This is a genomic window from Microvirga sp. BF8 (assembly GCF_059888585.1).
Map to the genome: position 1 here is coordinate 2277808 of NZ_CM187619.1, position 19546 is coordinate 2297353.

At 62.1% G+C, this 19546-nt stretch carries 19 protein-coding genes; 12 read left to right on the forward strand and 7 right to left on the reverse strand.

Annotation, left to right across the window (positions count from 1 at the left end):
* The first annotated feature begins 235 nt into the window (after positions 1-235).
* The 3 genes from AC522E_RS10870 (at position 236) to AC522E_RS10880 (ending at position 3451) form a co-directional block, all read left to right on the forward strand.
* Positions 236-829: a DUF3611 family protein gene (locus AC522E_RS10870; protein WP_500750465.1), complete on the forward strand. Its 594-nt coding sequence runs from the start codon at positions 236-238 to the stop codon at positions 827-829.
* A 149-nt stretch (positions 830-978) separates the two neighbouring features.
* Complete coding sequence (locus AC522E_RS10875) at positions 979-1497, forward strand: NADPH-dependent FMN reductase (RefSeq protein WP_500750466.1); 519 nt, start codon at positions 979-981, stop codon at positions 1495-1497.
* 787 nt (positions 1498-2284) lie between these two features.
* A complete protein-coding gene (locus tag AC522E_RS10880) occupies positions 2285-3451 on the forward strand; it encodes a tlde1 domain-containing protein (RefSeq protein WP_500750467.1) in 1167 nt (388 codons plus the stop codon).
* Between the two features lie 82 nt (positions 3452-3533).
* Here the strand turns inward: AC522E_RS10880 and AC522E_RS10885 are convergent, their stop codons facing one another.
* Positions 3534-4313, reverse strand: a complete 780-nt coding sequence (locus tag AC522E_RS10885) for a VOC family protein (RefSeq protein ID WP_500750468.1) — start codon at positions 4311-4313, stop codon at positions 3534-3536.
* A 113-nt stretch (positions 4314-4426) separates the two neighbouring features.
* Positions 4427-4780, reverse strand: coding sequence for a DUF1428 domain-containing protein (locus AC522E_RS10890; protein ID WP_500750469.1), 354 nt, complete (start codon positions 4778-4780; stop codon positions 4427-4429).
* Positions 4781-4880: 100 nt separating this feature from the next.
* Between AC522E_RS10890 and AC522E_RS10895 the strand changes: the two genes are divergently transcribed.
* The 3 genes from AC522E_RS10895 to AC522E_RS10905 all read left to right on the forward strand — a co-directional run bounded on the left by AC522E_RS10895 (position 4881) and on the right by AC522E_RS10905 (position 6938).
* Positions 4881-5339, forward strand: a complete 459-nt coding sequence (locus AC522E_RS10895; RefSeq protein WP_500750470.1) for a MarR family winged helix-turn-helix transcriptional regulator — start codon at positions 4881-4883, stop codon at positions 5337-5339.
* 226 nt (positions 5340-5565) lie between these two features.
* Positions 5566-6543 (forward strand): Vgb family protein, encoded by a 978-nt coding sequence (locus AC522E_RS10900; protein WP_500750471.1) that lies wholly within the window; start codon positions 5566-5568, stop codon positions 6541-6543.
* A gap of 8 nt (positions 6544-6551) precedes the next feature.
* Positions 6552-6938: a c-type cytochrome gene (locus AC522E_RS10905; RefSeq protein ID WP_500750472.1), complete on the forward strand. Its 387-nt coding sequence runs from the start codon at positions 6552-6554 to the stop codon at positions 6936-6938.
* Between the two features lie 94 nt (positions 6939-7032).
* Here AC522E_RS10905 and AC522E_RS10910 read toward each other — a convergent pair whose 3' ends face one another.
* Together AC522E_RS10910 and AC522E_RS10915 are read right to left on the reverse strand one after the other, a co-directional pair.
* On the reverse strand, positions 7033-7239 hold the full coding sequence (locus tag AC522E_RS10910; RefSeq protein WP_500750473.1) for a hypothetical protein: 207 nt from the start codon (positions 7237-7239) through the stop codon (positions 7033-7035).
* Between the two features lie 166 nt (positions 7240-7405).
* On the reverse strand, positions 7406-9952 hold the full coding sequence (locus AC522E_RS10915) for a hypothetical protein (RefSeq protein WP_500750474.1): 2547 nt from the start codon (positions 9950-9952) through the stop codon (positions 7406-7408).
* Between the two features lie 427 nt (positions 9953-10379).
* Here AC522E_RS10915 and AC522E_RS10920 point away from each other — a divergent pair, with 427 nt between their 5' ends.
* The 5 genes from AC522E_RS10920 (at position 10380) to AC522E_RS10940 (ending at position 15605) form a co-directional block, all read left to right on the forward strand.
* Positions 10380-10775, forward strand: coding sequence for a hypothetical protein (locus AC522E_RS10920; RefSeq protein WP_500750476.1), 396 nt, complete (start codon positions 10380-10382; stop codon positions 10773-10775).
* A 338-nt stretch (positions 10776-11113) separates the two neighbouring features.
* On the forward strand, positions 11114-12121 hold the full coding sequence (locus AC522E_RS10925; RefSeq protein ID WP_500750477.1) for a hypothetical protein: 1008 nt from the start codon (positions 11114-11116) through the stop codon (positions 12119-12121).
* Between the two features lie 191 nt (positions 12122-12312).
* Entirely contained in the window at positions 12313-13932 is a 1620-nt protein-coding gene (locus tag AC522E_RS10930; protein ID WP_500750479.1) for a putative bifunctional diguanylate cyclase/phosphodiesterase, read from the forward strand.
* Positions 13933-14104: 172 nt separating this feature from the next.
* Entirely contained in the window at positions 14105-15148 is a 1044-nt protein-coding gene (locus AC522E_RS10935) for an aldo/keto reductase (RefSeq protein ID WP_500750480.1), read from the forward strand.
* A 22-nt stretch (positions 15149-15170) separates the two neighbouring features.
* Positions 15171-15605 carry an RbsD/FucU family protein gene (locus AC522E_RS10940; RefSeq protein WP_500750482.1) on the forward strand — a complete coding sequence of 145 codons (435 nt, stop codon included), beginning with the start codon at positions 15171-15173 and terminating at the stop codon, positions 15603-15605.
* A 168-nt stretch (positions 15606-15773) separates the two neighbouring features.
* Here the strand turns inward: AC522E_RS10940 and AC522E_RS10945 are convergent, their stop codons facing one another.
* From AC522E_RS10945 to AC522E_RS10955, 3 genes are all read right to left on the reverse strand, one after another.
* Complete coding sequence (locus AC522E_RS10945; protein ID WP_500750483.1) at positions 15774-16790, reverse strand: sugar-binding protein; 1017 nt, start codon at positions 16788-16790, stop codon at positions 15774-15776.
* A gap of 40 nt (positions 16791-16830) precedes the next feature.
* Positions 16831-17766 (reverse strand): ABC transporter permease, encoded by a 936-nt coding sequence (locus AC522E_RS10950; protein ID WP_500750650.1) that lies wholly within the window; start codon positions 17764-17766, stop codon positions 16831-16833.
* Positions 17767-17869: 103 nt separating this feature from the next.
* Entirely contained in the window at positions 17870-18610 is a 741-nt protein-coding gene (locus AC522E_RS10955; protein ID WP_500750484.1) for an ATP-binding cassette domain-containing protein, read from the reverse strand.
* A 165-nt stretch (positions 18611-18775) separates the two neighbouring features.
* Between AC522E_RS10955 and AC522E_RS10960 the strand changes: the two genes are divergently transcribed.
* Positions 18776-19543 (forward strand): SDR family oxidoreductase, encoded by a 768-nt coding sequence (locus AC522E_RS10960; RefSeq protein WP_500750485.1) that lies wholly within the window; start codon positions 18776-18778, stop codon positions 19541-19543.
* Positions 19544-19546: the final 3 nt, after the last annotated feature.

Sequence of the window (19546 nt, forward strand, 5' to 3'; positions counted from 1 at the left end):
ACCCGCCGGTGCAAGGATGGCCACGGGAAGTCGCCCGCATCGGCTTCCGACACAGCCGGGGCATCGCCAGGGGCCGTCCGCGGGCATTTCCCGCGGTGGATCAGGGATTTCCCCAATTGAAAAGGCCCGCGGGACTCGCAAACTCCCTGACATGCGCAGCGACGCCGACGGCAATGGGACATGCTCCCGTGGCGCCGGCTGAGTGGCGGGACACCCTCGCACGGGAGGTTGCACGATGGGCGATCTTGCCAGGGCATTCCTGCGGACGGGCAGAGTCGGTTTCTGGGCGCAGGTCGGCGTCGGCCTGGTCTCCGTCGCCATGGCCATCTCCGCCTTCGTCCTGGACCGCAGGACGAGCATGGGGACACGGGGCCCCCTGGCGCTGATCCAATACCTCACCGCGGTAAGTCTGCTCGGATTGGCATTCACGACAGTCTGGTCCTATCGGTACATCCTGCTCGCGGAACGCATCGCCGATCCGGCACGCTCCCCATCCATGACCTCCCTGCGCCGGATCGTCTGGACGGGCGTCGCGGCGAGTACGATAAGCCTCGTTCTCTCGATGCTCATCATGCTGTTCGAGGCCGTGCAACTGTTCATGTACTTCCTGCGCGCGCCGCAAGCCGGCATCAACGTGATCCAGACCACAGGCGGGCCGGCCACCTGGGTTTCGGCAGGTGATATCCTCAGCCTGACGGTCGTCATTCTCATGACATTTATCGAGGTTGTCGTGCTGGCGCTGGGCCTTTGGCTGCTGTTCACCGCGACAAAGTACCCGGCCGATGAGCCTGCTCCCGAGGAAGCGCATGACGGGGCCTTGTCGCAGTGATCCTGACTGACCACGATGAATCCGGTCGAACAGATGTCCCAGGGCCGCGGCACCGCCTGGCATTGTGCGGTCGGGAGAATTGCTGGATTGTGTCCGACACTCGCCTCAACACTGCCAACATGGTTGAGATGTGTTAAAGAAAACACCGAATGCACTTCCTTGCCCTCTCCGGCAGCCTGCGCGCGGGCTCTTACAACACCGGTGCCTTACGCAGCCTGCAGAAACTCACTCCGCAGAGCGTTGTCGTCACCCTCTATGAGAGCATCGGTGCCCTGCCCCATTTCAACTATGACGTCGAGATGAGCGCGTTGCCGGAGAGCGTCGTGCAACTCCGGCAGCGGGTGGCGGCTGCGGACGGGCGGGTGATCGCCTGTCCCGAATATGCACATGGCATTCCAGGCTCCTTCAAGAACGCGCTCGATTGGCTCGTCGGCATGCCGGAGTTTCCCGGCAAACCGGTGATGCTGGTCAACACGTCGCCGCGCGCTTCGCATGCACAGGCCGCTCTGCGGGAAGTGCTCACCACCATGTCGGCGCGTCTCGTCCCGGAGGCGGACGTGACGGTCGAACTGCGCAACAGAAGCGCCGACGAGCCGGACATGGCGCAGGCCCTGCGAGCCGGGCTCCTCGCTTTCGTCACGGCGTGCGAAGACGCAGGGATGTCCTAACCTTCCTCCCGTCGTCCTGGCCGGCCACATCCCGGCCATCCGGAGCGCCTGAATTCGGGCGCGGTGTGGAGTTTCGAGAGCCAGTCGGCCGCGATGCTTTAGGGCTGGCCCATGATCAGCTCCCCTATCGATTGAGACGGCCACCGGGGGCCCTGGTGGCGGGGAGTTGAGAAGCCGCACGGAGACGGCCGCGTCGCTCTTGGGGATTTCGCCTCGGACATGCGCCTGCGCGACCTCCCCCGGCCCCCTGCGCTCCGGGCCCGCCTGCGCGGCCGGATCCTCGTCCTCGTGCGGCGGAGCACATCAGCTTCGCTCGCCAAGGATCATGATCCAGCGCTCCTCTCAGGAGGCTGCCATGACCCAACGGTTATCTTACTGTACGGTAAGCATGTTCTTGCGTGGGTTCCTCCCTCTCGGGGCTTTCAAGCCTAAACAGCCCGTTGCCGCGAACGAGAACGATCCCCTGGCCCCGTTTCCGGGTGTCTGGACATAAAATGGCGGCCGGATTTCGCCCGTGCCTGGAACGGTCCGCGTCCACCGGCCCCTCGCCATAGACGTCTGCGGGATCGGGCGGCGGGTCCGTCCGGGCACCATGTCGCAGCCTGGGCAGCCCCGAGCAGCGAAGACGCGAGGGATTATCCATAATTTAACCACACCCTCCTTTAATGGGGCGGTGTGAAATCCTCCTCCGCGCACGGCGGCCCCCGATCATGCGACCGGTCCGCTCTCGGCTCCATGTCTGATTGGGGCACGTCGTGCGCAGTCGCATTGTTGCGTAGAGTTTGCCATGGTGCACGAAGTCTATCCGTCAGGCGGCCGCGTCCGGCGCCGCAACCGGCGCAAGCTCGTCGTGACGGCCACCCTCGCGTTGCTCGCGATCAGTCCCCTCGTTTTCCTGAGGGATCGCCCCAATCAAGACGCCGCACCACCCGCGCGCAGCCTCGGCGCCTTGCTTCCCGCGCGGGGCGCGACGGTGACGGCCTCACCGCCATTGGTCGACCGGGCGCTCGTCGATCCCACCCCCACATTGAGGCCCGAGACGCTCGACTTCGCGCACAACCAGCCGCTTGCATCCGCCTTCCGGTCGCCCTTCCCATCGCGTGAGGCAGGCAAGGAGCCACCCGTGCCGGCCATTTCACAGGAGGCAGCGTCCCAGGAGCAGGCCTTGCCCCTCCCGCCTCTCCCGCCTGCCAGGATGGCCCAGTCCGATCAGCCGATGCCGGTGCCCCTGCCCGTGCCGCGGCCAGCCGACCTCCGCGCTCCGAGACCGTCCGAGACACCGCGGATCGCCAGCGTGCCGTCGCCAGTTCCGGCACGAGGCGCGGCCTTGGCAAACGCGGCTCCGCAGAACGCGCCCGCGAACAGCCCGTCCTTCATCGAGAAGCTTTTCGGCATTCGACCGGCGTCCCCACCCTCATCCGCCCTCGGCTATGCTGCGCTGGAAAACGGTACCGGCAGCATCGCGCCGAGTTCCCGCCTCAATGTCGGCCCTCAGCCGGCGACAGGCGCGGGAACCGCCGTCTACGACATCAGTGCGCAGGTCGTGCACATGCCGAACGGGGAGAAGCTGGAGGCGCATTCCGGCCTCGGCGAGAAGCTCGACGACCCGCGATACGTGAATGTGCGGATGCGTGGCGCGACACCACCGGGCACCTACGACCTCACCGAGCGCGAGAGGCTGTTCCACGGCGTTCGCGCCCTGCGCCTCAATCCGGTAGGCGGCAGCGCTGCCGTCTACGGACGCGACGGCCTGCTGGCTCATACCTATATGCTCGGGCCCAACGGCGACTCCAACGGCTGTGTATCGTTCAGGAACTACGACCGCTTCCTTCAGGCCTATCTGAGAGGCGAGGTGAAGCGCCTGGTTGTCGTCGCCGGGCGCAAGCAGGATGTCCTACCCCGCATCGTCAACAACCGCACCGGATCGTCCCTGCGGTCCGCCGGCGATACCTGAGAGGGACAGTCCCGCGACACGTGCCGGATGGCCGCCGTCAGCACCACGTGTGGTCATGAGAGCGGTTCGCGTGCAGTCACCGTTATTGCCTGCGTGGACCCACCAGGCCGAAGAGCGCTCCCTGCGGATCGGTGGCGACGATGATGTAGACGCCGCCCGGCACCTCGGCGGGGCCATAGTGGATCGTACCGCCGCCGGCGGAAACGCTTTTGGCAGCAACGTCGATGTCCGCGACACCAAAATAGAACGTCCAGCCAGGAGGAGGCCCGTTCTCGCTGCGGGTCATCATCGCGCCCATCGGCCCGCCACCGTGAATGATGAACTGATAGGTGCCCGCGTCCCCCATCGGCATCGCGTCGCCTCTTTCCCAGCCGAAAATGCCGCCGTAGAAGGCGAGCGCCGCGCCCTGGTCGCTGGTTGCAAGCTCATTCCAATGGCAATGGCCGGACTCGGTCTGGGAAAAGGACGTGCTCGTCCCGTCCGTCGCACCTCGCAGCACATAGAAGGAAATTCCCTGCGGATCCGAGACCATCGCGAAACGGCCGACGCCGGGGATGTCCGTTGGTGGGATATGTTGCGCGCCGCCGGCCTGAACGATCTCCAACGCCGTGGCGTCGACATTGTCGACCCCGACATAGCCCAGCCACCTCGGGCGCATCTTGTTTTGCCCGTCGACGTCCGCGGGCGTCGTCATGAAGCCGGCAACATCCGTGCCGTCGATCATGAAGATCCTGTAGTCGCGATCGGACCCTTCGGCCGCCCGGGCCTGCCACCCGACGACCCTGCCGTAGAAATCGGCGGCGGCATGGGCATCGCTTGTCAGCAGCTCATACCAGATGAAATCGCCGTGCCGGTTACCCATGCCGCATCTCCTGGAGCGGTTTGCGTTTTGATGGAGTTGCGAAGCGCTTCGGGAAGTTCTTGTCTGCCGCGTTTTCGCACGGCGAACCGGTTTCCGCTTCGCCTGAAAATGCTTTAGACGTCGAGGATCGGCGTGAAGCCGCCGAAGATCATGCGCTTGCCATCGAACGGCATCTGCTCGCCCATCGCCTTCATGCGCGGGTCGGTCATGATCTTTTCGTTCACGGAATCGCGAACCTCCTTCGAGGGATATTCGATCCAGCTGAACACCACGACCTCATCGTCCCTTGCCTGCACAGCCCTGTGAAAGTCCGTAAGCTTGCCGCTCGGCACATCGTTGCCCCAGCATTCCACCATCCGCGTCGCCCCGAGTTCCTTGAAGAGGGACGCGGCCTCCGCGGCATGCTGCTGATAGACATCCTTGTTCGCAGCCGGCACGGCTAGCACGAAGCCTTCCACATAGCGCATCCTTGCTCTCCCTCGGATTATTCGACGGCAGATCGTCGCAATGGCATAATTTGCCGGATGTCGTTCTTGACTGAAAAGTTGATATCAACATATTTGGATCATGTCAAAGTCGGTCCCTTACGAAGCTACGCTGCACATTCGCGACACATGCCTGTGTCTGCACGTTCAGCGCGCCGCTCGCGCCCTCGCAAGGCATTTCGACGAGGTGCTGCGACCGGTCGGACTGACAAGCGGCCAGTTCTCGCTCCTGAACGCCCTCAACCGGCCGGAGCCGCCGGCGGTGGGGAAGGTCGCGCGATTGCTCGCGATGGACCGGACGACGCTGACCGCGGCCTTGAAGCCCCTCGAACGGGATGGCCTTGTCGCGATCGCCGTTGACCCGAACGATCGTCGCAATCGCCTGCTCCGCCTCACGGACGAAGGGCGCAAGGTGCTTGCTTCTGCTGTTCCGATCTGGCGCGATACCCACGCCGCCATCGAAGCCGGCTTGCCGGGGCTCGAGCCTGCCGACCTGCGGAAGGCCCTGAACGTCCTCTCGCAATCGGCACTGCAGCCGTAGCGTCCTCGGGTCGAAGCGACCACAGGGGATCGTCTGAGGCGCTGCCGCACGGTTTGCCCTGCTGTTCTGATGCCTCGGGTCCGGAAGTCCCCTGCCCGTCACGAGTGCCTGATCGGGTTCTGCCCTCGACCTTCCGGAGCAGGAAGCTCCACTTTGCTGACCTCCCGCATGCGGTTTGAACGCAGAGCGGGGGAACGCTACCATGGCGGCCTGAAAGGATCCTGCCATGTTGACGAAACGCAGCCTTTCCCTCGCCGCCACCGTCTTCATTCTGCTGCACGGACCGGCCGGCGCTCAAAATCAGACGCAGATCTTTCCGCTGCCGGAGGGCTCCTCCCCCCACGATGTCGCGCCGGCTCCAGATGGCCGCGTCTGGTACTCGGCCCAGCGAAACGGCGCCCTCGGGGTCCTCGATCCGTCCACAGGACGCAGCCGCGAGATCAAGCTTGGCTCAAAATCGGCACCGCACGGTGTCATCCTGGGTCCCGATGGGGCGGCCTGGCTGACCGACGGCGGGCAGAATGCCATCGTGCGGGTCGACCCTCGAACAGAGCAGATCACGGTCTGGAAACTCCCCGACGACACCGGTTACACAAATCTGAATACGGGCGTTTTCGGCAAGGACGGGGTGCACTGGTTCACCGGGCAGAACGGTTTCTACGGCCGCCTCGATCCCAAGACCGGCGAGGTCAAGGTCTGGAAGGCGCCGCAAGGCCGTGGCCCCTACGGCATTACGGCGACGCCGGACGGCGACATCTACTATGCCTCCCTCGCCGGCAACCACATTGCGCGCATCGACACGGCCACCGGCGAAGCGACCGTCATCGAGCCACCGACCAAGGGCCAGGGAGCGCGGCGAGTGTGGTCCGACTCGAAGGGCCGCATCTGGGTGTCGGAGTGGACCGCAGGTCAGCTGGGCGTTTACGAACCCAAGGGCGGTTCCTGGCGCGAGTGGAAGTTGCCCGGCGACAAGCCGCAGGCCTATGCGGTGTATGTGGACGACCGCGACATCGTCTGGGTATCGGATTGGGGGTCGGATGCGATCCTCTCCTTCGACCCTGCAACCGAGGCTTTCACGCGCTATCCGATGTCGGAGGCGGATGCCAATGTCCGTCAAATCCTCGGACGGAGCGGCGAGGTCTGGCTACCGGAATCGGGGACCGACCGGCTCATGGTCATCCGGACGTCCAGGTCGGCGCGGTGAAGCGGCATTTGACAGGAACGACCCTCGCCTTTCTGGTCGCTGCCGGCTCGCCGGGCACAGGAGCCGAAACCGGCGATCCGATCCGTGGCGAACGGGCATTCCAGTACTGCTATTCCTGCCACTCGGTCCAACCTGGCGAGACGAACCTGGAGGGACCGAACCTGTACGGAATCGTCGGACGCAAGATCGCCGCGCAGGAAGGATTCTCATATTCGCCGGCAATGCTGGCTTTCGCTCAAAGGGAGGATCACTGGAGCGACGGGCTCCTCCAGCAGTTTCTCGCTTCTCCCTACAAACTGGTCCCGAGGACGAACATGGCCTTTCCCGGGGTCACCGAGGAGCGCGAACGGGCCGATCTGATTGCCTTCCTGCGGGCGACAAGGGGACAGCCCTGAGCTGGCCCTGGGATCAGGATGCGGCCTTTCTCCAGTCGCCCAGTTGCTCCGATCCGGAACGAGGTGTGCACCCGGGATGTGCCGCGGCACATCGTCAAAGGATCGAGCCCTTGCGAGCCTTTTCCTCCTGGACGAGCTCCTGCAAAAGCTGGTGCGCGAGCGTTTCATGCGCCATTCGCGGCACAATTTCCGCGGACTTCCTGCCATAGCTCGTGGTGACCGTCATGATCTTCCGGTCAACCGCAAATGTTCCCGAATACGTTCTCCCGTCGATCTTGATATGGACCGCGTGCCCTGACATGGGGAAGCTCCCGTCCGTATGAACCTGCCCGGCGCCCTAACGAAATCATACCTCTTCAAGCCAAAGCCCGCCATATACTTCCGCTCGCCGTAAGGGTGCCGGGTCCAGCGCTTCCCACGGGTCTCCGCTCCAGTCCGGACGATCGACGCACTACGCGCCGCGTGGATCATGCCTGCGTTGATACCTTTGCTCGGCGGGTCTCTTTTCGTTTCGTCGCCGTCCCCTTCCTTCGGGCCACCTTCTTCCGTTGTTCGACGGCGGCAGCCTCGGACAGGAAACTTCGCAGGAGGTCCGGATGGTTGAGCTGGATATATTCGGCGAGCCTTGCCGTCGCGGCCGGGCTCGCGAGGTCGCCCGGGCGAAGCCATGCGATAGGATCCGAGGGGCCTATGTCATCGACCGTTGGAATATAGCGCCCCGCGAAATCCCTGATCATCGCCGCGGTCTTTGCGAATGCCTCGAGTTCATCGGCAAAGAACTTCTCCGGCACATAGGTCAGCAGACCGTTCATGGGGATCGGGACCGCCGTGTGAAGGATGTTTCCCGAGCCCGTGAACATTTCCTCGATAACGACATAGACAACGTAGTTGCGGTCCGGCACGTCGTTCCGGATCGAGACCGTCAATACATCGGCCTCCCAGTCGAGAGTGTACTTGACGCTGACTTTCTTCCTTTTGACCTCGCGATGTTGGCCATCCCAATCCTGCGCGCCCGGCTTCCAGAATAATTCCGGTGCCAGGTTTATCGGCACATGGACGAGGCTCGCCGACGCGAAACCGTTGCCATCCGACATGATGTCCATGGCACTGGAAGAGGAAAGCCGATCCTCCTGGCCGACACTCCAGCCAACGGATTGCAGCGCAGTAAATGTCTTGTGGAACGGCGTGGTTATCGAGAACGGCGTGGGAACCGGAATCCACCAGTCGAAGGTGTCGGCCGTCATCTCGGCGGTGCCTTCGCGATGAACAGCATCGTCACGTGGACTGATGGTCCATTGTTCGACGATGCCGTGCTCGTCGAGCGCCAGGTTGTTCATGGTGAGGACGAGACGCAGGAAGCGTGGATCGGCAGGATCGGGCTCGTAGTCGACCCTCTGATGATTGGCATATGTCCGCTCATACCAGGAATCCTGCGACAGGACCGAGTCCAGCGTACGCAGTCGGATCTGGTATTTGACAGGAAGCGCGCGATTCAGCGCCTGCGTCCTGATCCTGACCCTGGCCAAGCATTCCTGTGGCTCTCGTCGTGCCTTTGCCTTGATCACCTCTCCCGTGAAACGGACGGGCTTGCTCTCGACGGTCACCTGCTCCGAAGGCTGCGGATTGCGCAGGAGATTGACCTTGCCGGGTCGGACGGTCTGGCTCTTGTTGGGCTCGGTGGCCTCGTTGCGCAGGAGCGTCGTGAGCTGGAGCAGTTCGGCATAGCCGCTCAAGGAAAGGAGCTCGGCGTAGTCCTGTTCGGATTGTGCGTTCGCTGTGGCGGCGCACTCCTCGGGATTGGTGATCCGGTAGTTGCCGAATTCGGCCAGTTCGAGTTTCGCAGGCGGTATCCAGCGGAAGTTGAAACCGGCGTATTTCGTCTCGTGCGCCCACCCGAGGAATTCGCTCTTCCATAGTGTCTTGAGGAAGGCGTCGAAGTATTCGTCGGTATGGTAGCGCAGGTCCAGCGCGCCGACCGGCCAACGGCTGCACAGAGGCGAAATCGATAGCACGCCGGTCCCCGGGAACACACCGCTATGGTCAACCTCATGGGGGGAAATGAGGCCCTTGAAATGATCGGCAGTGTAGATCGTGCGTGCCAGGACGTGCTCGCGCATCGCCTGGGCACAGTCGCCCAGCTTCTGCGCAAAGGTCCGGAGATTATACCGGAAGTCGCCGGTCGTTCTGTACTCGGGAGAAATGCCCCGTATGCCCGCCAGATAACTCTCGGCCGCGAAAGTGGCCATGGGAACCATGAGGCGGTGATCGAAATGGAGACTTCCCGCGGCCGGGAGGGGAGCGGCTTTGGGGGGGCTTTTTGGTCCTCCCGGCAATGTGTACAGAACATGCTGCACCAGAGGCCAAACGGTTTCATGCTCGGTTCTGTCGAAAGGCGTCAGCCATGTCTGCTGATCGAGCAATGTCGAGATCCAGTCGATATGAGCGTCATGCTGTCCGAGCAAACGGTTGTAGTCCTGCTGGAGCTGGGTCAGGCTCGGATTGAGCTGTCCGAGCATGGCCACGTAATTTCTGACCGCTGCAGTGAAATTCTCCACGGCGATCCGGCCATTGCGCAGGTCCTTCGTATGAATAAGGTCGGCGATGGCCCTGACCTCACGCTCAAGCTGATCGAACCGCTGGATGACCAGCCTCTCCAGCGCCGACGGTCCATCCTTGAGGAATCCGAGGAACTTCGCGATGTCGACGGCGAACCCGACGACGGCGAACACGGGCGCAATCATTCCTGCGATCTTGCCCACCTGGGACAGGATGTTGAGGACGGTCTTCTCCGCTTTCCAGACATGAAAGAGAAGAACCAGATCGGGTTGCTTGTCGATGTCCTTCAAGACGTCCTTCACGTCAGCGAGGGCGCTCTTCACCTTCTTGGGATCGACCGGCAGTTCGTACGGCGCCTTGTAGATGGGCACGTCAGGAGGAGGGCCGTCATGCAGGCCTCCGTTGCTGTCCATATAGAATCCACCACCCATGTGGATGGCAAAAGCGACCTCGCTCATGACCAAGCCTCCGACGGCTTCGTACGCAATTCGCTGGACATATTGGGAGCCGAGGCTGAAACGCGCTGCCTGGCGACAATAATGTACAAAGCTTTCGCGCCGTCGTCGAGAGAGAACATATCATAAACTCCAGATGACGCTTATGCTTTTACTGGCAACGCCGGATGCAGTTCTTGATTTGTCTGACGCTCTCTTTCGGAACATTCACCGCGACGAAGCCTGAAGGAGAGCCTGCGGATGCCCGGGTCCATCGGAATGTTTCATCTTTCGCGCCCAATGAGCGTGTCCTGTTTGCGCATGCCTTTTCCGCAGACGGCGAATGTTCGCAGCTGATGTGGCGGTTGCTTCAATGTCAGTCAGCACAAGGGGTTTACGTTAAATTTATGAAGTATAGGCCAAGAATTGGGATAGCGGGGGGAGACGTGTGTTGAGTGACGAAAGAGTTGAACTTGTAGCAGAGTTGCTCGCGAAGATCGGCGGCACCTGGTATCCGGAGCGGACGCGTCCGGCTCTCCGAACGGTTGGCAACCGCCACCGGGAAGTCGCGCGGCTCATCCTCAAGACCATTCAAAGCTCTACCGCCGTAGCGCAGAATGCGTCAGCTGACACGCCGCGGGACGGGGCCACGGAAGGCAGAGCGTTCAATTTTGCCGGCGAGGACCAACTCCACGTAGGGGCCACCGTCATCTACCGCCGCCCAGGCGACAAGCGTGCTCTCACCTGCCGCATCGAGAAGATGGAGCACGGCCGCGCCTATCTGGTTCCGGCGGATCGCGAGATCGGCTGGGTGTCCACTCACACCCTCCTGCCCTCAAAGTCCTGAGCCCTCGCCCGGAATGAGCGGAGGGGCCATTTTGCAGATTGACATACGATGCGGGGACAGCCGTCGGGTTGGGACGCTTTTGACACGGAACTCTCGGAATTGAGGTTCCTGTCACTCCTACAGCGGGTTGGTCTGCAGCCTGTCATGCAGCTGAAATCGGCGCCGCGCATCCCGCGACAGACTTTCGTACCGGATGCAGTTCATATGCAGGCGCTCACAATGTCGACCACGCAACCCAGCCCACCTTCGGACCTCCTCCATGCGAGCGATTGGGCGTTCTGCCCAGACGGAGGTCCCTTATGCAAACCCAAGAAGCCCGGCGCTCTGGAGACACGACATTGAGCGATGAAGAAGTCGAACTTGTAGCGGAGTTGCTCGCGAAGATCGGCGGCACCTGGTATCCGGACCGGACAGACTCCGCCCCTCGGCCGGTCGGCAGCCGCCATCGCGAGGTCGCACAACTCATCGTTGACGCCGTTGACCGGTTGCACGCAACAAGGCGGAGTACGGACGACGACGCTGCATTCGACGAGTCGGGACAGGATGAACTGTCCGGTACGATCGTTGCGGATCAACTCAATGTCGGAGCAAACGTCGAGTATCGTCCGCCCGGCGACAAGAGGACGTTCCCGTGCCGCATCGAGAAGATGGAGCACGGCCGCGCCTATCTGGTTCCGGCGGATCGCGAGATCGGCTGGGTGTCCACTCACACCCTCCTGCCGCTGAAGCAGCGCCGCAAGGCCGAGACGCAATCCCGCTCGTTCTCCACTGCCCCATTGAACGAACCCATCGATACATACCCCGAAGCTCTTGCGATCGAGGCCACGCGGCTCAATCCCAACCTGCCAACGCGGATCGGCGAACCGCCTTCCAGGGTGCAGCACTACTTCAACTCTTTCGGCGACTGGATCGCCTTCCGTCGCCATCGGAACGATCGGTATTTGTTCGATCGGAAAGGAAACTGGATTGGCTGGTTTCCCTGGAACGACAACGACGTCGTAGACCTCAACGGTCAATATCTCGGCACGGTCATGGATGGCGACCGCTTCTACCAGAAGACGTCACCAGACCCGACAAAGCGTGAAGCCGGGTTCATCGTCCATCCCGGCAGCGGCGGATATGCCGGCTATCCGGGACATGCCGCTCATCGTGTGCCTCCGTTCGGCTTCAAGGATATCGACGTGACGCGTATCCCCACGGGCCGTCGCTTCTGGCTGAAAAGCAACAGCTCCGCCGGCACCCCCGCGGACGGAGCCGGCATTTTCGGGATCTGGATGTCGAAGGTCGGCCTCGGCTTTCTGGCGAATTGGATCCTGCGCAGGAAAGGGCGCACAGGGAAGCCGTAGGATTTGTATCTTGGAAAGTGGTTAACTCTGTTGTTTCAAGGAATGTTAATCCGGAAATGCCAGGGTTCAACAGAGGCAAATTGGCAATTTCGCTTCAACTCGAAGGCAATTTCTTCTGAACGTTTGGACTTCGTCGTGGTCAGCCCGCGCAGGGAAGAGGAATCCGACGCTGTGGAGTGGAAGGCTGTCGGATGACCCGCAAGCTGCTAACGCGCGACGATATCCTCGCCATCTACAACCCTTCGGGGAAAGACACCCTTCAGCTTCTTGGCGGCTCCGCGCTTCACTCCACCAAGGTCGTCGAGACAGGTGCGACGTCTCACACCACGGAGGGAGCCTTCAGGTCATCTCAGGGTCCAGGCGTCGGAGGCTCCCCGGACAAGCCTCGATCCGGCCGCCCTCCCGTCACTCTCTCCGGCCCAGGGTCTCATGGTGCGCCCGCCCGCCAGGGCCATGATCCCTCACGGCAGGATGCCTTGACCGGCCTGTGCAGTCGCAGCCATTTCCGGGGACGCTGCAGCGAGGTGCTCGCGCAGGCTCGCGATGCCGGGAGGCAGATCGCTCTCGTTCTGATGGGCCTCGACCGCTTCAAGGACTTGAACAATACCCTTGGCTATAAGGTCGGCGACGAAGTCCTGGTCAATGTCGCCCAAAGCCTCAAGTCTCTCCTGGACAGCAACGATACGATCGGCCGGTTCGGAGGAGACGAATTCGCGTTGCTGCTGACCGGCATCTCCGACAGGAACGACGTGACCTCCATTGCCGGAAAACTGCTCGAGAGCACGGCGCGGATTATGCGCCGGTACATGCCGACCCTGAGATCCGGCGCAAGCCTGGGCGTCGCTCGCTTCCCGGAGAACGGGTCGGACGTCGATGAATTGATTCAGAACGCGGACATTGCGCTGCACCGGGCGAAAGCCGAAGGACGTGGACAGGTACAGATCTACGAGCCCCATATGCGGGTCACGGCACTGGGCCGGCTGGAACAGCTCGCGGCATTCCAGAGAGCCGTCGAGGGCGGAGAGGTCAGGCCCTTCTATCAGCCGCAGATGCGGCTGTCGGACCGTCGGTCCTACGGGTTCGAGGCATTGGCCCGGTGGCTGAAACCGAGCGGCCAGATGCTGTATCCGGCTCAGTTCAAGGCAGCTCTTGAGGATCCGGATACTGCGATCCTCCTCGGCGAACACATGCTTCATTCAGTCAGCCATGATCTTGAGCGCTGGCGACTGGCGGGCATGCCGCACTGCAAAGTTTCGGTGAACGCGACGGCCCCGGAACTCAAGCGTGGGGATTATCCGGAAAAGGTTGCCCGTCTCCTTTCGTCCAAGAATATCCCGTTCTCGCAACTCACTGTCGAAGTCACGGAGTCGGTTCTTCTCGACGACAAGGGAGCGGATATTACGCAAACCATTGGCGATCTGCGACGGCTCGGAGTCTCTGTTGCCCTCGATGATTTCGGCACCGGCTTCGCGTCCCTTACGCACCTGAAGAGCTTCGCCGTGGATCAGATCAAGATCGACCGCTCCTTCATCGTTCATCTTACCTCGAACGCCAACGACCGGACGATCGTGCGCGCGACCTTGGGCCTCGCCAAACGCCTCGGGATGCAGACCGTCGCCGAAGGCCTGGAGAACATCGCCCAATTGAAATGTCTTCAGATGTTCGGCTGCGACTTCGGACAGGGCTTTTTCTTCAGTCCGGCCGTGCCCGTTGAACAGGCGGAGGCCTATTTCAGGGCGCATCGCGCCTACCAGAAGGCACAGCTGCATCAATTCGTGCTGCAAGGAGAGCAGGAACTCAAGTGGGGTTGACGGGAGGAGCGCATCGGTCGTTGACGCACCGGTCTTCACGCATGCGGGAAATACGTGCGGCGCCTCGAATGGCCTCGTTTCAGGTGCCGCTCCAACTCATCGCCTTCCCGGCTTTTCCTCGTGCCCGATTCTGCTAAGCTGATGCGCGCCATCGACATGGAGCGACAGAGTCATGGACGACGTCGGGTCTCAGGTCACACGTTTATTTACAACGCGTTCCGGCAGGACCCTGTCGTTCACGGAGCTCGGCTGCGGCACCGCGCCTCTTGGAAACCTGTACAGGCCGGTCGACGAGGTAACCGCGCAAGCGACCTTGCAGGCCGCGTGGGATGTTGGCTGCCGCTACTTCGACACCGCGCCCCTCTATGGCCTCGGACTTGCCGAGACGCGCCTCAACCACTTCCTGCGTGGCCGTTTACGCGACAGCTATGTCCTTTCGACCAAGGTCGGACGGCGTCTTCAAGTCTGCCCGCCAGAGCGACGTACGGGGATTGGAAAGTTCTTCGACACGCCGGCCCGTCTGGAAATCTATGACTATTCCTATGATGGCGTCATGCGCTCCATCGAGGATTCGTTCGAGCGCCTCGGTGTCGACCGGATCGATATTCTTCTCTGTCACGATGTCGACGTCTTCACCCATGGCTCCCGCGAGGCCTCCGATCGTCGAATCCGCGAGTTCATGGATGGCGGATATCGCGCCCTGGTGGAATTGCGCGATCAAGGCGTCATCGCCGCCCTCGGAGCAGGTGTAAACGAATGGCAGGTCTGCGAGCAAATGGCCCACGAAGGGGATTTCGATCTCTTCCTGCTCGCCGGCCGCTATACGCTGCTGGAGCAGGAGGCCCTGGAGTCCTTCCTCCCCTACTGCACGAGGTCCGGCATCGGGATCATCCTCGGCGGGCCCTATAATTCCGGCATCCTCGCCTCGGGTCCCGTGTCCGGCGCGTTCTACAACTACGACCTTGCACCGCCGCATATCCTGGATCGGGTCCAGCGCATCGAGCAGGTCTGCCGGGCGCACGGCGTGAAGCTGATCGAAGCGGCTCTGCGCTTTCCACTCGCCCATCCTGCCGTCGTATCCGTCATCCCTGGTGCGCAATCACCGGAGCAGGTGCGCCGCAATGCCGAGATCATCCGGGCCCGTATTCCCAAAGGTCTCTGGTCGGATCTCAAGACGGAGGGACTGTTGCATCCCGCAGCCCCCGTACAGGCCTAGAGAATTTGCGGACCGCCTTCCCATGCTGAAGAACATCGACCCGCTCCTCTCCCCTGAGCTCCTGCTGGTGCTGCGCTCCATGGGGCATGGCGATGACATCGTAGTGGTGGACGGCAACTTTCCTGCGGCATCGATGGCACGGCGCCTGGTGAGGCTGGATGGGCTCACGACCACCGCCGTGCTGGATGCCGTCCTGTCGGTCATGCCGCTGGACGATTTCGTGCCGGAGGCGGCATGGCGCATGGAGGTTGTAGGCGATCCACAGGCCGAAGTGCCGATCTTTGACGAATTCAGAGCCATCCTCGCGAGCCGCGAAGGCCCCGGGTTCCGCCTCGCGGCCCTTGAGCGCTTCGCCTTCTACGAGCGTGCCAAGGCGGCCTATGCCATTGTCGCAACGGGAGAAGCCCGGCTCTATGGCAATATCATTCTGAGAAAAGGCGTCGTGCGCCCGGCATGACGGGAGCCAGAAATCGTCTCGGAACCGTGGTTCCGAGACGATTTCGGTCGGTGAAGCCATCAGCGCATCGCGCAGGCCCAAGGGGCCATGTTAGCACAAAGTGGGCCCGGCCTTCCGCAGAAGCCGGTGCGCTGCTTTACGGAGGGAGCATCGGGACGGACCGATGCTCTAGCTGCCGGAACCGCCGATGCAGGTGGCTGCGTTCTCAGGCGTGCAGACATCGAGCCCCGTGAATGTCGGATCCTTGGGAGGAGTCTTACCGTCCTTCATATCCTTGAGGAAAAGCATGGTCTTATACCCCATCTCGAAGGGGCGCTGGCCCACTTGCCCCTTGGAGAGGCCGGCCTTCATCAGATCCATCTGGACAGGCAGCGTGTCTGCGACGACGAGAGCAAGCGAGCCGTTATCGATCCGTTCCTTGTATTTCTCGGCGACCTTGCGATAGGCCTGCGGAATGAACTGCGGGAAGCCACCAGTCGGGATGAACGCATCGAGTTGCGGGTTCTTTCCGAGGATATCCTCCATCTGTTGCACGGCACGCGGGAAGTCGTCGTCAGTATAGAGAGGGCATCCCTCCATCTCCCGCCAGCCGTTCTGCCCTGTCAGCCGCGTTCCCGGTGACGCGGATGACTTCGCACCGGACAGCGTATCGCGAATTCCCTGCATGCGTTCATTGTGGTTCGCTGCTGCGGCGCCACCGGACTGGATGCAGATTTCTCCGCCCTTCGGCTTCAACTGCATCGCAATCTTTGCGAGATTGACGCCGATGTCGTAGTTGTAGGTGCCGACATAGGCGGTGCGCAGGGCCTTGTCCTTGTCGAGAAGGTCGGAGTCCCAGGTCAGAACGGGAATGCCGGCCTTTTTCGCGCCTTCGAGCGCTTTCGCCATCGCAGCAGCGTTGGATGGCGACACTGCGATGCCATCGACCTTCTTGGCGATCAGGTCATTCACGACCTGGACCTGCTCATCCCCGCCGCCATGTTCGCCCGGGCCGATATAGAGGCATTCGATCGTGCCGTTCGATTCCTTCTCGGCCTTCTTGCAGCCGTCGCGGGCCTGATCGAAGAACGGGTTGTTCATGTTCTTCGGCACGAGCGCGAAAGTGTATTTCTTCCCCTGCGCCTGAGCGCCGGCACCCATTGCGAGGAGTGCCGCAGTCGCGACACCTAAAGCCAGTACTCTCATTGGTGTTCCTCCTGCTGGTTATGATCGCCCGGCATCCGTCTCAGGCCGAGCGTTTGCCGCGGATCCGCTGGAGCAGAACCGCCAACACGATGAAGAGGCCGACAAAGGCGCCCTGCCAATTGGCATCGACTCCTGCCATCAGAAGGGAGTTCCGAATGATCTCGATCAGGGCGGCTCCGACGACGGCGCCGTATGCGCTTCCCTGCCCACCCATAAGGTCCGCGCCACCGATCACCGTCGAGGCGATGACACGCAGTTCATAGCCCTGCCCCAGGGCGTTGATAGCGGAACCCTGCCATCCCACGATCAGGATCGACGCGACCGCCGCGGTCAGCCCGGAGACGATATAGGCCTGGAGCTTCACCCGTCGCACGGGAACGCCGGTAAGGCGCGCGGCATTTTCGTTCCCACCGATCGAGTAGAGATAGTTGCCCCAGGCCGTGAAATTGAAGACGAAGCCGAAGATGAGCGCGAGGATCGCCAGCGCCCAGACCGGATTGGCGATGCCGAGGATCGAACCTCCCCCGATGGCGTTGAACGTGTCGCCCCACGGCCCGAAGTCATAGATCATCCTGTTCTGAGACAGCACGATCGCGAGCGAGCGGGCCATGGAGAGCATGCCGAGCGTCACAACGAAAGCGGGAAGCTCGACATAGGCAATCAGAAAGCCGTTGACTGCGCCAGCGGCCGCGCCGGCGAGAAGCCCAGCCAGAATGGCGAGGCTCCAGTGCTCGCCGGCCTGAAGAACCAGACCGCACACGACGCCGACGAGCCCCATCAAAGACCCGACCGACAGGTCGATCCCTCCGGTGAGGATGACAGCGGTCATGCCGACGGCCATGATGCCGATGAAGGCGAAGTTGCGCGTGATATTGTAGAAATTGTCGGCTGAGGCAAAGGCCTCCGGTTGGTCCCACGTCATGACGGCACAGAGGATGACGAGGGCGACCGTGACCCAGAAGGGTTGGCTCGCCATAAGCCTTTGACCCACGCTTCGTCCCTGAAGGCCTGTGATATCCTCGATTGCAACACTGCTCTGAACGGGACGGGGCGTAAGTGTCGTCATGCTTCCTCGGAGGTCACGCCGTATGGATGGCTCCTGTGATGAGGCCGGTAACCTCTTCAGGGGATGTCTGGCCGATCGGTTTGTCGGCGACCTTCGTGCCGCGACGCATGACGACGACGCGGTCGCAGACGGCAAAGACGTCGGGCATGCGATGGCTGATCAGCACGACGGCGATGCCCTGGTCCCGCAACCGGCGGATCAGGTCTAGCACCTCGGCGACCTGTCTGACGCTGATCGCGGCTGTGGGCTCGTCCATGAGCACGATGCGCGCATCGGAGAGCCGCGTCCGGGCGATCGCCACGGCCTGGCGCTGGCCCCCGGACATTTGCTTGACCAAGTCCCGCGGGCGCGTCTCGGACTTGAACTCCTTGAAGAGCTCGGCCACCCGGCCATACATGGCGGGATAATCCAGGATCTTGAACGGTCCGACCCGGCGTTTCAGCTCCCGGCCAAGGAAGACGTTGGCGGCAGCAGTAAGGTTGTCACAGAGGGCCAGGTCCTGATAGACGACTTCGATGCCCTCTGCCCGCGCCTCGACAGGCTTGTGGAAGTGCTTTGCCCGACCCTGGATCCTGATCTCGCCTTCAGAGGGACGGAAATTTCCTGCGATGATACGCACGAGGGTGGACTTGCCGGCGCCGTTGTCGCCCATGAGGCCGACCACCTCGCCAGCTTCGACAGAAAGAGAGACGCCTTTCAGTGCTTCGATGGCACCGAAATGCTTGGCAATATCCTGAAGCTCCAGGAGTGCCATCCGTCCTCCCACTTGGCACTTCGCTCCGAGACGAAGCACCTCCCTCGGGATCTCTTTCAATAGAGAATTACCGTAATCGTAACAGTCGTAAAGTCCTTTTCTCTGCGCCAGGAAACACTAGAATGAATAATTGGTCATCGTAATACCTTATTCCCAAAGTGTTCCATGGCAGCAGGTCTCTTTGAACTGGCAGGGCGGACCGCCCTTGTGACGGGTGCTACATCCGGGATCGGCCTCGCGCTGGCGCGAGGCCTTGCCCAGGCCGGCGCCGTGGTGGTGGTGAATGGGCGCGATCGAAGCAGGATCGACCTCACCGTCGAGGCTCTGCGCAGGGAGGGCCTGCAGGTCCATGGCTCGCGCTTCGACTGCACGCTCGGGGACGAGATCATCCCCGAGATCGCCCGCATCGAGCGGGAGGTCGGGCCTATCGACATTCTCGTCAACAACGCGGGAATCCAGCGCCGTGCGCCCCTCCTCGAGATCGACCCCGCAGTATGGGACGAGGTCATCCGCACCAACCTGACCGGCGTATTTCTGGTCGCCCAGGCCGTTGCCCGGGGTATGGTGGCGCGCCGTCGCGGCAAGATCGTCAACATCTGCTCTCTTGCCAGTGAAGTCGCCCGCAGGACGATTGCGCCCTACGTTGCTGCCAAGGGTGCAGTGAAGCAGTTAACGAAGGCGATGTGCGTCGAATGGGCTGGGTCCAACATCCAGGTGAACGGTATCGGGCCCGGTTATTTCGCGACGCCGCTGAATACGACCCTGAAGGAGGATCCGGCGTTCGACGACTGGGTGCGCTCAAGGACGCCGGCCGGCCGGTGGGGCGACCCCGAGGAACTGGTCGGCACGGCCATCTTCCTGTGTTCGGCGGCATCCGATTTCGTAAATGGACAGGTGATCTATGTCGATGGTGGCTTGCTGGCATCCATGTAAACC